A 15,017-nucleotide genomic window follows, 5' to 3' on the forward strand; every position below is an offset into this window, starting at 1 on the left:
AATGTACCTGAACGTCCATTCCCAATACAGCTTACGCTACGGCACCATGTCTATCCCGACACTGGTCGAAGAAGCTTTTGCCCGGGGAGTGACCCAGATGGTCCTCACCGACATCAACAATTCGACGGGTATCATGGAATTCATGCGCGAATGCTTAGATAAAGGGATCAAGCCTATTGCCGGCATGGAGTACAGACGAGATAAGCAATTGCTTTTCATCGGGATTGCCCGGAACAAGGAAGGCATGAAGGAATTAAACGATTTCCGAACGGAATATAATCTTGAGCAAAAGGCGCTGCCCCATGTTGCTCCTACGTTTGTAAACGCTTTTGTTGTCTATCCGTACGGCCATCGGCACCCGCTTAAGGAAAATGAGTATTTGGGAATCCGTTATGACCAGTTGAATCGCTTGTTTAATGCAGATCTTAGTGACATCAAAGACAAATTGGTGGCACTTCAACCGGTCTTTATAGCGGATAAGATCGACTATCGTTTGCATGAATATCTGCGGGGCATCGATCTGAATGTGGTGCTGACCGAAGTTGATCCGGAGGATAAGTGCGCAAAGACAGATATGTTCCTTCCGCCCGGCCAGCTCGAAGCCAAATTCGCGAGGTATGGTTTTATCTTGGATAATACCCGGAACCTGATGAACTGTTGTGTAATGGACTATCCTAAAGGAAGGGTCAATCTGAACCGCAGGACCTTTACCGGTAATAAGAAGAACGACAGGGAGCTGCTAGAAAAGCTGGCGAACAGCGGCATGGAGTATCGTTACGGCAAATCCAATAAGGAAGCGATCCGTCGAGTCAAACACGAACTCAAGGTCATCTATGAACTTGATTTTTGCGCCTACTTCTTAATTACCTGGGATATCATTCGATATTCCAGCTCACAGGGTTATTACCACGTTGGTCGGGGCTCCGGCGCGAATAGCATCGTTGCCTATTGTTTAAAGATAACGGATGTTGATCCTATTGAGTTAGACCTGTATTTTGAAAGATTCCTGAACGCACAGAGAACGTCTCCCCCAGATTTTGATATAGACTATTCGTGGGATGAGCGTGAAGATGTTCAGGATTACATCTTTAAGCGTTACGGCAGTCAACATACAGCATTACTGGGAACAATGTCGACGTTTAAAGACCGCAGCATCATTCGAGAGATCGGTAAGGTTATGGGATTGCCCAAGTCAGAGATCGACAGTTTTACAGATCAGACGCAGGCCGCTGTCAACCAAAACAACGAAACCTTTAGAAAGATCGTCGCTATTCACGAGCGAATGGCTAATATGCCAAATCAGCGATCCATTCATGCGGGAGGGATATTGATCACAGAAGACCCCATCACCTACTACACCGCCTTAGACCTTCCGCCGAAAGGTATGGCGACGGTACAATGGGACATGTATGAAGCGGAGAAGATCGGTTTTGATAAATATGATATTTTAAGCCAGCGGGGCATCGGGCATATCAAGATGGCCGTACGGTTGGTGGAGGAGAACCAGCAGCGGAAGATCGACATTCATCAGGTCAAAAATTTCATGAAAGACCCTTCAGTTAATGCCAACCTAAGGATTGGCAATACAAAAGGCTGCTTTTACATTGAATCTCCAGCCATGATCCAGTTGAACCGAAAGCTCAAATGTGACAGCTATCTTGTTCTGGTAGCGGCAAGCTCCATCATTCGGCCCGGTGTTGCAAGTTCGGGGATGATGGGAACTTTCATCAAATATCACAATGCCCCGGAAACGGTGTCCTATCTTCACCCGGTCATGAAAGAGATCTTGAAGGAGACCTATGGCGTTATGGTTTACCAGGAAGATGTGATCAAGGTTTGTATTCATTTTGCGGGGATGGACGGTACGGATGCGGACATTTTAAGACGAGGCATGAGCGGAAAGTACCGGTCCAAAAAAGAATTCGACAGGTTGGTACAACGTTTTCATGAGCTGGCCATCAAAGCAGGGCGTCCGGAAGAGGTTGTCAAGGAGGTATGGCGGCAAGTGTCTTCGTTTGCAGGTTACAGTTTTTCAAAAGCACATTCCGCAAGCTTTGCCGTGGAAAGCTACCAGAGCCTATACCTTAAAACTTATTACCCACGGGAATTCATGGTAGCTGTTTTAAACAATTACGGTGGATTTTATGACAGGGCGCTTTACGTGCAGGAGCTACAGCGCTCAGGGGGAATTGTGCATCTGCCCTGTGTCAACAACAGTGATACGATCGTAAATATACAAGGCGTGGATGTTTACCTTGGGCTCGTTGGCATCCATGGTTTGAACGAGCATTTCATCCAACTGATCCCGGAGGAGCGGAAAGCGCATGGTGTTTATCAAAGCCTGGAGGACCTTATAAAAAGAACGGGCATCGGTTTAGAGCAAGCGATCATTCTCATTCGTGTCGGCGCACTGCGATTTACAGGTAAAAGCAAAAAAGAACTACTCTGGGCAGTTCATTTATTGTTAGGTGCAAAAGTTAAACCAAGCAATGATGCTGAACTATTTCAAGTGGAATCAAGAAACTATTCACTGCCTGTTTTGGTCAATACGAGATTAGAAGATGCTTATCACGAACTGGAACTGCTGGGGTTTCCATTAAGCATGACGATGTTCGATCTTTTGCAGACCGATTACCGAGGTGATATTTATGCAGCAGATCTGATCAATCATGTAGGAGAATCCGTCAGGATGGTTGGCGAATACGTTTGTGAAAAGACGGTGGTCACCAAAAGGAACGAAAAGATGTGGTTTGGTAATTTCCTTGATGCCGATGGAAATAGTTTCGACACTGTACATTTTCCAAACAACACGCCGGCCTATCCATTCCGGGGGAAAGGGTGCTATCTAATTCTCGGCAAGGTCGTTGCCGAATTTGGTTTCGCCAGTTTGGAGGTGATGAAATTTGCAAAGCTCCCTATTCTACCAAATCCAGTGATCTCATAATTAATTCATAATGGACAGGATACAAATCAAGTGCGCAATTGATGGCGCAGAAACTGAACTTCAATTAGATAAAAAAGCAATGCCTGGGGAGGCGGGTCCGTGTTATATGGTTACGATGAGCGGATGTTTTCGAGGATATATAGCTTATCAAAAAACAGGATGTTACCGGTCGATCGGGATACCGAATCTGTCAGACGAGGAATTGCAAACCATAAGCGCAAAGCTGACGACAAAGAGACGATAATTTTGTACATTGGATGATGACGTTTAACATCGGAGAATCATACGAGGTTGCTTGTGCTGAAATACAGATGGATGACGGCCGGATCTATGATATACCGATCTTTGATCATTTGCATGCGGACAATGCTTTTGACTTTCCGCATGAACACTATCACATTGACGGTAGGTTTTACATGGAACCAAGAATGCTCCACCACTTTAGCCTTCGTCATGGACGGACGTCCGCAGTGATTCCGGTAAAGGGTCAAACCAGCTATAAGTTGATAGGGATCTGCAAAAAGCAACTGCGCTGCACCGGGCATGCAACAGGTCTTATCGTTCCGGACCCGCCGAATGAAAAACAGAAGCCTAAGGTTGACATGTATCGGCGCTGGTATGATAGTTTTGTAGGAAAGAGGTGTACCGGACGTAAATGCCCTCACCTTGGCACCGCTATGCTTGAAAGCAACGGTATACTCGTGTGTCCGCTACATAATCTTGTAGCCGATGTGGAGAGCCTATGTATTGTGCCGTACTCTAAATCTTGACCTAGCTTATTTTGTATTCGGTTACTTAAAATAAAATCCCCTGAACAATCGCTGCCAGGGAATTTTAACCTAAACCTTATCACAATTAACAGGCAGGTTGCCCGCTAAATTCTGCAAGATACTATATTTTAATTAACGACGAAGCGCACCGCGCGCTTTAGAGCGCATATACTCGTTGAACATCCGCTCATGAAAACGACGTTCAGCTTTTCTTTTGTTACGTCTTGAAGCGATCCAGAAAAACAAACCCCAGATAGCAAACGCGACGCCGAAACAAGGAAAGGGGTTCTTCGCCCCGAGTGCACCAAGTAAAGCAAACGTGGAAACTACGCTGCACGTTAAAAACAGGATAACATTCTTTTTCATATGATTCGATACTATAAATATACTAATTACATTAGCAAGTTCCTATTAATTGATCAATTTATTTCGTAGATCCTGTTATTCTGCCGCGCTATTTGAACACGTTTGCGTATCGTATCAATTAAGTCTGAACTTGGAATTCCCATCAGTTTAAGGGTAGGCGTCTCCAGGTCCGTACTCTTCAGGATGACGTTCATTAACCCAAATAATTGCAATAGCGGAGGTTGCGTAATGATATAATCTTTAATGCGATACATTTCCAGTTCGTCCATTCGTTTGAACAATATTCCCCTGCTGGAACGGATCCTATCTTTGCCGATCAGATAGCGGTTGCTGCGTATCACAAGCAGCTTACACCACCCTGCGATGATACATCCTATGCTGAAGAAAATCAGATAAGCGGATGCATACCAGGCAAGAAAAAGAAAGACAAGCGAAAGTAACATTAGGTGGGCGGTCTTCAGGACGGCAAAACTGATAGCCGGCCTGAGTGTGAATTCATGGTTTTGAGTCATCGTGCAATTGGTCTAAAAAAGTATTAAAGCGTTTGGGTTTTAAGGTTTTGATGCCGGTTCTAAGCGATGCCGCTTTTTCGAAAAAGTTGAGACTGATCTTGTCAACAGGAAGTTCAATGATCAGGCCGCCCATCAACAGATCCACTTTGTCATTTTTCCATCTCGGCTTGACTGCTTTCTGCCTTACGCCTGCCGCAATGATGATATCGGTTATTTTTCCGCATACATCGTTTGGAAATACAAGCGTTATCTTTCTTTTCAGACAGTATTTTCCGATCCAATGTAGTTGCTCAGCTTGCGGCCGAAGGCCGACGGCGATAAAAGATAATCCGGCAGGTGAAGGGTGCCGCCATGCGTTGACTGTCATATAGGCAATTGCTTCCATAGCGCTCGAAGTAACGATCAACTCAGTAGCCGGATTGTTGCCGGCCATCCAAAGATCTCGCGTTACGGGAACATGATGAAAGTCGGCACCATAGATCTCCTCTTCAACGCCGTAATTGAAACAAAGCTCGTTTGCATCGAAAAAAGCCTGGAGTTCCGGCGACACTCCAAGCTTATCCAATAACATATGCATTAACGACTAAATCTGCTTTTTTGAAAGCCAATATGAGCATTATCGATGACCGGCCGTTCATTCTCCAGATCCTGCATGGCGCTATGATAACCGGCGCTTAGTTTCTGACTTTCTTTAGGGTCGTGCTTTTCACCGAATGCGGCATGCAACCCCTGATAAAGCATGTAAGAAAGCCCGCCATCAACCAGCACGGAAGCGATCAGCGCAAGTCGATTGGAGCGGATACCGTTTTGATCAGTGCCGGAATAATTTAAAGTAGTGCCGTCCGCCAGTTTCACTTCTTTCCCTTTGCGGTAAGCTTCACGTTGTGCCGGTGTCAAGAACTCGCTGTTGATCATATCAGGCACCAGGATCTTTTCTGTATCGGACACAATAAATTCTTTTGTTTCTGCATCGTATTCTACCAGGATCTCTTTTTTATTACCCTTGTCATCGATAGTGACCTTTAATAAACTGGCAACCTCTCCCCTTTCGATTTTCAACGCTTCATCGTCATCCAGGAAAGATGGCGTCGCCGGTTTCCTGTAAATAGGATGGATCAACAGGTCTGCCCTTCCGGCTTCGTTTCTTCGAAGGGATACCTTGGCATCGATCGCTTTGATTTTGATGGTGTCCGTTTCAAGATTTTCAAGATGAAGCATTTCTGTACGCCGGCCTGAAAGCAGCGCTTTCAGGTCGTTAACATTCAGCAAAAGTTGTCCTCCTGCTGCCAGGCCAATCGTTTCAAGATCGTCGATCGGCAATTCGTTTTCCTTAAAACTGATAAGATTCATGATCATCGGCCAATTTTATGTGATTGCTCTTGTTCGTTGTTGGTTTGCTGTCCGGCTGACCGATCCTCGGCATTTTGCGGATTATTGCGGGCTTCAACCAGGTTGGTGAACACATTATCCGTTGGCTTGACCCTGAACCGCTCGCCGGTATCCGCCTTTTCGATTTCGAAGCTTTTACCTTTTTTTTCCAATACCTTGTAAGTGGTGTCGTTGTAAGCGATCTTTTAGCCGCTTGAGAAATACAGTGGCTAGTTGAGAAACCGGAATTATAGCCTAAAAAAGTAATAGCAAGGGCCTGCTTTCAATTGGTGTGGGCAGGAGCAGCCAGGTTAAACGTAGTGTACGGTCTGCTACGGGCTGTGAATGGGAGAATCAAGGGCAGGCTATTGCACGCCGCCTTTGCTGTTAAGTAAATAAATGATAGTGCATTTACGAAACTGCTTTTGGCGGCTAAAACGCAAACAGTACCCACTAATTCTATTTAGTTGGCTTTTTAAAGTTTAAGAAGGAATGTTTTAAACGTAATTATTGATAATGAATAATAATGATTTCATTATTGTATGTGCAGGTATGCAACGTTATAAATTAGCATTTACTTGACTAAAGTTATCTGGGTTCCTTTAAATCGATTGTAGGTAGGTTCGTAAATAATGTAATTGTACGTTACTAAATCGCGAATACACTTATGGTAGGTGGAAATTGAATTTATTTTCGCTTGATTCATTAGTTCTTTTCTCGTAACTGAAAAAGTTGACGAATTTCCATTAGTAAAACTTTTTACGGTCATGGCAAACATTAAGCTAATGTGCGATTGTAAGAGTCTGGAGTCATCTAATATCCGAACGAAAAATATGAGATAATTACTGGAGATCACTTTTTATTTTCCATCAAATCAATTATATCCCTACGTTTATAATAGATTATACCTCCTATTTTAGTAAAAGGTAAGCGATTTTGAACGCGCAGATTTTGCAGTGTTCCTGGAGAGATATTCAGTAACTTTCTTACCTGGCTGCTTTTCAACCATTCATCTGTGACCGTACCTTTCGGTTTACTATTAATGAGAATTTTGAATTCTGCGAGTAATTCTTGTTTGAAAGTCTGTAGATCTTCTTTAGTGATAATTTCTGCTGCCATAAACTTTTATTATGGCAGCAAAAATCCTTATTATGATTATTTTAACTTCATGAGTCTTTCTGTAGTACCGAAGAAAAGATGTCATGTTAACTCTTCATTACCGATTGCATTTTTCTTTTTAACAACATCATATCCTCGCTTACTTTGACATCCAAGATTTTAGCGTAGTGCTGAGTTTGCTTCAAGTTTTGATGTCCGAGCATTTTTGACACAGATTCAATAGGAACGCCATTACTTAGCGTGACTGTAGTCGCAAATGTGTGCCGGGCAATGTGAAAGGTTAAATTTTTATCAATGCTACATGTGTCAGCAATCTCCTTTAGATAAGCATTCATTTTCTGATTACTTAGAATTGGGAGAACGGTTCCTTTTATTTGACAAACCGGATGATTGACGTACTTCCTAATCATGGCTTGCGCCAATGGCAATAGCGGAATTTTAGAAGTGCTATCGGTCTTTTGACGGATAGTATCAATCCATTCCTCTCCGTCAAAACCGATAATAATTTCAGTTCGTTTAAGTTTTTGTACATCAGCATAAGCGAGCCCCGTATAACAACTAAATAAAAATATATCTCTAACAACAGACAACCGTTCAGTTGAAAATGTCTTTTCTGCAATAGTATGCAGTTCGTTTTCGGTCAAATAAGGCCTCGGTACGTACCTTTTTGCCAGACTAAATTCAGAAAATGGATCCTGCTTTAACCACCGTCGTTTAACGCAAAGCAGAACTATCTTTTTAAAATAGGTCAGATACTTAATAGTAGTATTATGCTGGCACTTCCTTTCTGATTTAAGGTAAAAAGAAAATTGACTTATAAAGTCATAGTCAAGTTTTTTGATCTCCAAGTCGTCTAGGTTATACTTCCATTTAATAAAGCGTTGAGCATGAAGTAAGGTACGTTCGAATAGATCTAAAGTCCCGGGAGAATACTCACTGGGAACTAATGCTTCTATCTGTTGATTGTGCGCGTTAAACTCTTTAATTATACACTTGTTGTCATCAACGCCTAGTAAGCAATTTTTGATGGCTAGTGACGTCACCTCTTTATTAGCATCAATAAGTGTCCTTCGTGCTTCATGTACTTTATTGGTTAAAAGATCTAGGAAAAGGTTAAGTGACTTTGCATCCTCCTTGGAGCCGGCCGCTCGACCACTTCGACTGCTCCATCTTACAGGATCCCAGGTGCGTTTGGCTGATATCTCAATTGAGATCCCATCCACTGTAATTCTCAAATAAATTTGATAAGGATCGTTGCCTTTGTGAAATTTTGGCTTTTTCAAATGGACAAGCAAACTGAAAGTTTTCTCTAACATAAATGCTGAATTTAAAAGTTAACAAAAGTCGACTTACAGCACTCACAAATCAAGATGTATTTTTATCGAACATCATTGATTGTCAATAATTTATGACACTTTTAGGGAGTAGTTAATTTCAAATCAGGTACTCCCTAAATTACTCTCATTTTATTTGAGTATTTATGAATGATTTGATAAAGTAGTAAAAACAAAAAAGCCTTTAAATCAACGATTTAAAGGCTTTTGAGATCTTTTGATATGCTTTTTAGCGGTGAAGGAGGGATTCGAACCCTCGGTACAGTTTCCCGTACGTCAGTTTAGCAAACTGATCCTTTCGGCCTCTCAGGCACCTCACCAGATCATTAGATTGTATCCCTTTTTCAGGGACTGCAAATATAGCAAATCGTTAAAGCTGTCAAAAAAAAAGATCATATTTCTAATAATCTATCCTCACGTGATAAATGCTCATTAACATTCGCTTGAATATGGTTTTGATAGTCTCCAGATCTTTTAGTGTTATATTACTGTCCTTCAGCTGATTTTGATCAAGCTTGTACTTTACTATTCTATCTACTAACACACTTATCGACTCTTCATCAGGTTCTTTGAGCGAACGCGAAGCAGCCTCTATAGAGTCGGCCAGCATTAAAACGCCCCCCTCTTTTGAGAAAGGTATAGGACCAGGATAGCGGAAAATATTCTCATTTACGAACTTTTCCGGAAAGTTCTTTAGGTATGACTGGTAAAAATAATCTACCCTTGTATTGCCATGGTGTGTACGTATAAAGTCAATAACTATCTCTGGCAGATTTGCTTTCCTTGCCATTTCTATTCCCTTACTTACGTGACGGATGATAATCTGCGCGCTCTCTTCATAAGGCAACTTATCGTGTGGATTAAAGTGCGAACTCTGGTTCTCTATAAAGAATAATGGATTTTGCAGTTTGCCTATATCATGATATAATGCTCCTGCCCTCACCAGCAAAGCATTTCCTCCAATTGCATAAATTGCGTTCTCAGCAAGGTTAGCCACTTGCAGCGAATGCTGGAATGTACCGGGAGCACTAAATGCCATCTCGCGCAGCAATGGCGCATTGGTATTCGTAAGTTCGATAAGCGTAATGTCAGACGTGATGGCAAATACTTTTTCGAAGGCATAGATAAGCGGATAAGCTAATAACGTAAGACCCACACTGGCAACAAAAGGAAGAAAGTCCATCCAGTCGATGTTTGTAAAACTACCCTCGCGTATGAGCGAAATCCCTGTAAATGCGACAAAGTAAGCCAGTATAATAATTACTGCCGATATAAGGAACTGCTCCCTACGAATAAGGTTTTTAATGCTGTAAATAGATACCATCCCGGCGGTGATCTCGTAAAAAGCGAACTCAAAGCTGTTTGGCACAAAAAAGCCGGCTATCATTACCACAAGCAAGTGGATGTTTAGCGCTAAACGTGTATCAAACAATATCCTAATAATAATAGGAACTATACAATACGGTATATAGTAAAGATTACCGGGCCATTGTAGTTTTATGGCTAACGACAATGTAGCTAACATTGCCGTAACTACCAGCAAAATAAGGCTTACAAGACGGTTGTCGCTGTAAATATCCTTTCTGAACAAGTACAGGAATATCATTAACAATGTTATTACCAGGCCAACCAATAAAAATTGCCCTAATAATACCAGCGTGTAGTTCCCGTTGATACGGGCGTTATCTTCAAACGCCTTTTTATAAGATGATAGCTTTTGGTAAGTTTCGTCGTTAATTACTGCACCTTTAGTAACAATAGTCTCTCCTTTTTGCACCATGCCACGGGTAATTGAAAGATTATCCAGCACTTCTTTTTCTAATCGGCCAGTTAATTTAACATCATAGGTAAGATTTACTTGTAGCCTGTCTTGTAAAAGGTTAAGCAGAAAGGCTTTGTCTAAAGAAGGTGTTTTACTTATAGCATTATCGCAGTATGCAATAGCGGTTTCCCTGGTAAATATATCCGCAGTGTTTTTCTCTGTGGCAATATTGTTGCTGAGAATGGTGACTTTGTAATTCTGCCCGCCTTGTTGGTATTTTGTGGCTGGCTTTATTACCCCACGATCGTAAACCTGCGAAAGCAGGTCTGTACCGGTCTGGATATATTTGGGTTTAAGCTTATCATTTATTCCCGCTCCGTGCCACTTTATTTCAAGATCGTTCTTGAAACCCTCCGTTAATTGCTTTCCTACTTCTGAATTGAGCTGATAAACAGGAGTAATTGTACTAAGTGCTGCTTTTTGATCCGCCTCAATCTCCTGATTGGTTTTTAAAATGGCGAAACTGTAAGGAGATACCAGGTCCTTCTGATTCCATATCCTGCCCTTCTCGTACTCGTAACCAAATTTGGCTTGTTTAGGCAGCGTGTAAACAATAACGCTTATGCTTACTATCATCATAAAAAACTTCACATTAAGCGCGTATTTGCGCAATAATGCTTTTTGACGTGATGTAGATAGTTTTGCCATGTGCGTGTTAAATCAATCAAAAATAAGATAAGTTTCGGTTGTAACTATTTTTTCTTGCTTTAGTCAAATCAAATGTGATATCTTTATGATATCATTTTAAATCACAATTAATCATGAATACTGAAAAAATTATCACGGCGCCTTCAGGTTACCTGGGCTTGTTATTGTTCTTTGTGCTTGCGGGAGCTTCGGCTTTACTTGGAGTTGCCGGCTACCCTGTTCCGGCGGTTATCCTGGGTATTTTGGACTTTGTTGTAGTGCTTGCCGGTCTTATCATCGTAAACCCAAACGAGTCTCGCGTATTAATCTTGTTTGGCAAATACCTGGGAACCGTTAAAGCTGATGGCTTTTTCTGGGTGAACCCTTTCACCGTAAAAAGGAAGGTATCCTTACGGGCATTTAACCTTAACGGCCAGCAATTAAAAGTGAATGATAGTGTAGGTAACCCCATTGAAATAGCTGCTGTAATAGTTTGGCAGGTACAAGATACCGCTAAAGCTGTTTTTGCTGTCGAGAACTACATGCAATATGTAAATATACAGAGTGAGGCAGCCGTACGTCACCTGGCAAACTCTTTTCCTTATGACCATATTGAGGATGAAAATGCCAGCATTACCTTGCGTGGCGGGGCCGATCAAGTAAGCGAAATGCTTGAAAAAGAACTTAATGACCGCTTAGAACGTGCTGGAATAACGGTTATAGAAGCCCGTATTTCCCACCTGGCCTACGCACCCGAGATAGCGCAGGCTATGTTGCAAAGGCAACAGGCATCTGCTATAATAGCAGCCCGCAGGCTTATTGTTGAAGGTGCCGTTGGCATGGTTGAGATGGCGCTCACACGAATGGAAGAGAAGAACATAGTAGACCTTGATGAGGAACGTAAAGCAGCTATGGTGAGCAACTTACTGGTTGTACTCTGCGGCGAAAAGGCTGTTTCACCTATTGTAAATACCGGCACTTTATACCATTAAGATGAACGATCTAAGAGACATCAATCTTTTGAAAACAAGCGAGCTTTTTGTGACTCGCCATAAGTGGTTCTCCCCTTACTTTGAACTTACTGACGGTCAGTTCATTTACGCGCGTATGCGCTACAAAGGGTATTGGAAGCGATATGCTATAATAGAAACTGCAGATAATACCTGGACCATCAAAATGAAGGGCTGGTTTAACCGCTCCTTACTCCTCAACCAGGGTGAAGACCAAACTATTGGTACTATTACGCCATCAAATTGGAAGCGAGACATAAAGGTGCAAACCGACAATGGTTTTGAAGCTACTTATCAATATAAGAAGCTATTTTCTAAAACCTTAACGCTGCGTAATGACCAATTTGGCGACATAATGCAGTTGGTACAAAGGGTATGGGGTTTTAAGAAACCTTTTGAAGTTAAGATTGAACCCCAGCATCTTAAGAACAATCTGCCTCTGCCGTTGCCGCTACTTGCTTTTATAGGTATAAACATTGTTTTGATAAGGCAAGCGCGTGCCGCAGCGGCCGCAGCAAGTTAAACTATGGCAGAGAAAAAAGCATTTGTTTTACGTATAAACCCCGACATGCTGAAGGAGGTGGAAGCATGGGCTGCCGACGAATTCCGGAGCACAAACGGACAGATAGAATACCTGCTGCAGGAGGCTTTGAAAGCTCGGAAGAGTGCACGTAAGAAAAAGTTAGACAAGTAATTTTCGTGTTCCAAAACCATCAAAAACCACACTTATTTTGATCGCCGGTTACTGATTGATCTTCCGTGTTGCAAAGTTGTCTGAATTTATATTATAATCACACACCAACCGTGATATTACTATGCATGCATAATATTCTTTAGCTTGTTGTAAAATTTCTAACTTTGCTATCACCATTTATCAAAACAGGATTATTGTAATGAGAGAAGTATATATTGTGTCGGCAACGCGCACCCCTATCGGTGCTTTTGGCGGCAGCCTTGCGAGCTTAACAGCCACCCAACTGGGAGCAATTGTCATCAAGGCGGCGATTGACAAAGCGGGCATTCAGCCGGGCGATGTTCAGGAGGTTTTTATGGGCAACGTTCTGTCGGCTAATCTTGGGCAGGCGCCTGCTACACAAGCAGCAATTTACGCCGGCTTGCCTCACCTGCCCGCTACCACAATTAACAAGGTTTGCGCATCGGGCATGAAGGCTATTATGCTGGCTGCCCAAAGTATAGCCATGGGCGACAAAGACATTATTGTAGCCGGAGGCATGGAGAGCATGAGCAACGTACCCTACTATCTTGACAAAGCACGTAACGGTTACCGTTTAGGAAACGGGCAAATTACTGATGGCTTGGTTAAAGATGGGTTGTGGGATGTTTACAACGATTTCCATATGGGTTCTGCTGCGGAGATTTGCGCGGTAGATTGTAACGTAACCCGCGAAGAGCAGGATGCCTTTGCTATAGAATCGTACACCCGTGCACTGAAATCACAGCAGGACGGGAAATTCAGCAATGAGATTACGCCCGTTGAATTAAAAGATAAAAAAGGCGACATCACACTGTTTACTGATGACGAAGAACCTAAAACAGTAAAGTTTGATAAGATACCGTCACTTAAACCTGTATTTAAAAAAGATGGTACCGTAACAGCAGCCAACGCCTCTACCCTGAACGACGGCGCAGCCGCAGTGGTGTTAATGAGCAAAGAAAAAGCATTAGAATTGGGAGTAAAACCCCTCGCCAGGATAATATCCTTTGCTGACGCGCAGCAAGCGCCTGAACATTTCACAACCGCACCATCGAAAGCCATTCCGCTGGCGCTTGATAAAGCTGGCCTTACCGGAGAACAGATAGACTATTATGAAATAAACGAGGCATTTTCGGTAGTATCGCTTGCCAACAATAAGCTGCTTAAATTAGATACCGCGAAGGTTAATGTTAACGGCGGTGCCGTGGCTATCGGCCATCCGCTTGGTGCATCCGGCGCACGCATTATAGTAACGCTTATAAACGTGTTACAGCAAAACGGCGGCAAGTTAGGGGCAGCGGGCATTTGCAACGGCGGTGGCGGCGCAAGTGCTATGGTCATCGAAAATTTATCGTAACAACTCACGGCTAAAATATTTTATCCTATTTTTAGTTTACCTAATAAAATAACTAGTTAAAGGTGGTTAAACGTTCTGTAATTACTTTACTCCTGCTGATTTCATCTCTATGTACTTTCGCGCAGCATTCTGACGAAAGTAAAAACCTGAAGTCGCTGAAAATGTATGAGGATAGCCTGGTGAGCCTTGGCAAACACTTTATAAACGACACCAGTGATCTCGACCGTAAATCAGCCAATTACAAATTCATTCCTACGCTGGTAGCGGCGTTAAGGGTGCCCCACTCTTTCAACTACTCGTTTGACTCGGTAAAGGCTATAAGCATCATCAATTCTCCGGATAGCCGTTTTCGTATTTTGAGCTGGCATATTATGAACCAGGACGGAAGCTACCGATTTTACGGCACGATACAAATGAATACCGGCGACAAGCTGGTAATGTACCCGCTGGAAGACTACACACCCATGTTTAAGAACCCTGAAGACTCCATTACCGACAATCGCAAATGGTATGGTGCACAATATTACAAGATTATCAGGGTAGCGACTGCAAATCCGTATTATGTATTGCTGGGCTGGAAAGGTAACACCGTAAAATCAACAAAAAAGGTAATAGAAGTGCTTTCTTTTAACCGCGATGATAAACCCGTATTCGGCAATCCGGTGTTTCCTGTTAATAATAAGGCAAGGAAACGAGTAATTTTTGAATATGCGCGGCAGGCATCTATGCTATTGCGCTATGTACCGGAGCAAAACCTCATTGTGTTTGATCATCTTGCCCCACCGGACGACCGCATGAAGGGCAAAATGGACAGCTACGGCCCCGACCTGAGTTACGACGGTTACCAACTTAAGAATGGCAAGTGGGTTTTGGTAGAAAACCTTGACATGCGCAATGTACCTCAGGAACAGGATGCTGACTACGTGGATCCAAAAGCTCAGGCAAAAATAGATCGTCAAAGCTTACCGCCTGCACCTAAACGAATTAAACCTTAACACGTTTAATGCAATCCAAATAACAGCGTTACCGCTTGTAATAATCTCGGTATAAAATTCCGTTTCAGCGGAATAATA

At 42.7% G+C, this 15,017-nt stretch carries 15 protein-coding genes and 1 tRNA gene; 7 read left to right on the forward strand and 9 right to left on the reverse strand.

Annotated elements, in window-relative coordinates:
• Window position 1: 1 nt before the first annotated feature.
• The gene (locus DYU05_RS06595) at window positions 2–2,944 is read left to right on the forward strand and encodes a DNA polymerase III subunit alpha (RefSeq protein ID WP_117382163.1); all 2,943 of its coding nucleotides are present in this window, start codon (window positions 2–4) and stop codon (window positions 2,942–2,944) included.
• A gap of 416 nt (window positions 2,945–3,360) precedes the next feature.
• Window positions 3,361–3,714 carry a hypothetical protein gene (locus tag DYU05_RS06605; RefSeq protein ID WP_133300185.1) on the forward strand — a complete coding sequence of 118 codons (354 nt, stop codon included), beginning with the start codon at window positions 3,361–3,363 and terminating at the stop codon, window positions 3,712–3,714.
• Window positions 3,715–3,846: 132 nt separating this feature from the next.
• Here the strand turns inward: DYU05_RS06605 and DYU05_RS06610 are convergent, their stop codons facing one another.
• From DYU05_RS06610 to DYU05_RS06650, 9 genes are all read right to left on the reverse strand, one after another.
• Entirely contained in the window at window positions 3,847–4,080 is a 234-nt protein-coding gene (locus DYU05_RS06610) for a hypothetical protein (RefSeq protein WP_117382166.1), read from the reverse strand.
• A 53-nt stretch (window positions 4,081–4,133) separates the two neighbouring features.
• A complete protein-coding gene (locus tag DYU05_RS06615; protein WP_117382167.1) occupies window positions 4,134–4,592 on the reverse strand; it encodes a PH domain-containing protein in 459 nt (152 codons plus the stop codon).
• Window positions 4,576–5,169 carry a hypothetical protein gene (locus tag DYU05_RS06620; protein ID WP_117382168.1) on the reverse strand — a complete coding sequence of 198 codons (594 nt, stop codon included), beginning with the start codon at window positions 5,167–5,169 and terminating at the stop codon, window positions 4,576–4,578. The genes DYU05_RS06615 and DYU05_RS06620 overlap by 17 nt, the downstream gene beginning before the upstream one ends.
• A complete protein-coding gene (locus DYU05_RS06625; RefSeq protein ID WP_117382169.1) occupies window positions 5,169–5,948 on the reverse strand; it encodes a DUF4099 domain-containing protein in 780 nt (259 codons plus the stop codon). The genes DYU05_RS06620 and DYU05_RS06625 overlap by 1 nt, the downstream gene beginning before the upstream one ends.
• Window positions 5,945–6,133 (reverse strand): hypothetical protein, encoded by a 189-nt coding sequence (locus DYU05_RS06630; RefSeq protein WP_117382170.1) that lies wholly within the window; start codon window positions 6,131–6,133, stop codon window positions 5,945–5,947. The genes DYU05_RS06625 and DYU05_RS06630 overlap by 4 nt, the downstream gene beginning before the upstream one ends.
• Before the next feature lie 679 nt (window positions 6,134–6,812).
• Window positions 6,813–7,079: a helix-turn-helix domain-containing protein gene (locus tag DYU05_RS06635; protein WP_117382171.1), complete on the reverse strand. Its 267-nt coding sequence runs from the start codon at window positions 7,077–7,079 to the stop codon at window positions 6,813–6,815.
• Between the two features lie 86 nt (window positions 7,080–7,165).
• Window positions 7,166–8,395, reverse strand: coding sequence for a site-specific integrase (locus DYU05_RS06640; protein WP_117382172.1), 1,230 nt, complete (start codon window positions 8,393–8,395; stop codon window positions 7,166–7,168).
• Window positions 8,396–8,646: 251 nt separating this feature from the next.
• Window positions 8,647–8,733: transfer RNA gene (locus tag DYU05_RS06645), tRNA-Ser, on the reverse strand.
• Between the two features lie 80 nt (window positions 8,734–8,813).
• Window positions 8,814–10,883 carry an HD family phosphohydrolase gene (locus tag DYU05_RS06650; protein ID WP_117382173.1) on the reverse strand — a complete coding sequence of 690 codons (2,070 nt, stop codon included), beginning with the start codon at window positions 10,881–10,883 and terminating at the stop codon, window positions 8,814–8,816.
• Window positions 10,884–10,996: 113 nt separating this feature from the next.
• Here DYU05_RS06650 and DYU05_RS06655 point away from each other — a divergent pair, with 113 nt between their 5' ends.
• The 5 genes from DYU05_RS06655 to DYU05_RS06675 all read left to right on the forward strand — a co-directional run bounded on the left by DYU05_RS06655 (window position 10,997) and on the right by DYU05_RS06675 (window position 14,939).
• Window positions 10,997–11,854: an SPFH domain-containing protein gene (locus DYU05_RS06655; protein WP_117382174.1), complete on the forward strand. Its 858-nt coding sequence runs from the start codon at window positions 10,997–10,999 to the stop codon at window positions 11,852–11,854.
• Window position 11,855: 1 nt separating this feature from the next.
• Window positions 11,856–12,395, forward strand: a complete 540-nt coding sequence (locus DYU05_RS06660; protein ID WP_117382175.1) for a hypothetical protein — start codon at window positions 11,856–11,858, stop codon at window positions 12,393–12,395.
• Between the two features lie 3 nt (window positions 12,396–12,398).
• Window positions 12,399–12,566 carry an Arc family DNA binding domain-containing protein gene (locus DYU05_RS06665; protein ID WP_117382176.1) on the forward strand — a complete coding sequence of 56 codons (168 nt, stop codon included), beginning with the start codon at window positions 12,399–12,401 and terminating at the stop codon, window positions 12,564–12,566.
• 199 nt (window positions 12,567–12,765) lie between these two features.
• Window positions 12,766–13,944 (forward strand): acetyl-CoA C-acyltransferase, encoded by a 1,179-nt coding sequence (locus DYU05_RS06670; protein ID WP_117382177.1) that lies wholly within the window; start codon window positions 12,766–12,768, stop codon window positions 13,942–13,944.
• 62 nt (window positions 13,945–14,006) lie between these two features.
• The gene (locus DYU05_RS06675) at window positions 14,007–14,939 is read left to right on the forward strand and encodes a hypothetical protein (protein WP_117382178.1); all 933 of its coding nucleotides are present in this window, start codon (window positions 14,007–14,009) and stop codon (window positions 14,937–14,939) included.
• Window positions 14,940–15,017 lie beyond the last annotated feature (78 nt).

The sequence above is a fragment of the Mucilaginibacter terrenus genome (assembly GCF_003432065.1).
Lineage (GTDB): Bacteria > Bacteroidota > Bacteroidia > Sphingobacteriales > Sphingobacteriaceae > Mucilaginibacter > Mucilaginibacter terrenus.

Coding starts and splice junctions, on each gene's coding strand:
- DYU05_RS06595 (WP_117382163.1), top strand. CDS start 2: ATGTACCTGAACGTCCATTCCCAATACAGCTTACGCTACGGCACCATG.
- DYU05_RS06605 (WP_133300185.1), top strand. CDS start 3,361: ATGGAACCAAGAATGCTCCACCACTTTAGCCTTCGTCATGGACGGACG.
- DYU05_RS06610 (WP_117382166.1), bottom strand. CDS start 4,080: ATGAAAAAGAATGTTATCCTGTTTTTAACGTGCAGCGTAGTTTCCACG.
- DYU05_RS06615 (WP_117382167.1), bottom strand. CDS start 4,592: ATGACTCAAAACCATGAATTCACACTCAGGCCGGCTATCAGTTTTGCC.
- DYU05_RS06620 (WP_117382168.1), bottom strand. CDS start 5,169: ATGCATATGTTATTGGATAAGCTTGGAGTGTCGCCGGAACTCCAGGCT.
- DYU05_RS06625 (WP_117382169.1), bottom strand. CDS start 5,948: ATGATCATGAATCTTATCAGTTTTAAGGAAAACGAATTGCCGATCGAC.
- DYU05_RS06635 (WP_117382171.1), bottom strand. CDS start 7,079: ATGGCAGCAGAAATTATCACTAAAGAAGATCTACAGACTTTCAAACAA.
- DYU05_RS06640 (WP_117382172.1), bottom strand. CDS start 8,395: ATGTTAGAGAAAACTTTCAGTTTGCTTGTCCATTTGAAAAAGCCAAAA.
- DYU05_RS06650 (WP_117382173.1), bottom strand. CDS start 10,883: ATGGCAAAACTATCTACATCACGTCAAAAAGCATTATTGCGCAAATAC.
- DYU05_RS06655 (WP_117382174.1), top strand. CDS start 10,997: ATGAATACTGAAAAAATTATCACGGCGCCTTCAGGTTACCTGGGCTTG.
- DYU05_RS06660 (WP_117382175.1), top strand. CDS start 11,856: ATGAACGATCTAAGAGACATCAATCTTTTGAAAACAAGCGAGCTTTTT.
- DYU05_RS06665 (WP_117382176.1), top strand. CDS start 12,399: ATGGCAGAGAAAAAAGCATTTGTTTTACGTATAAACCCCGACATGCTG.
- DYU05_RS06670 (WP_117382177.1), top strand. CDS start 12,766: ATGAGAGAAGTATATATTGTGTCGGCAACGCGCACCCCTATCGGTGCT.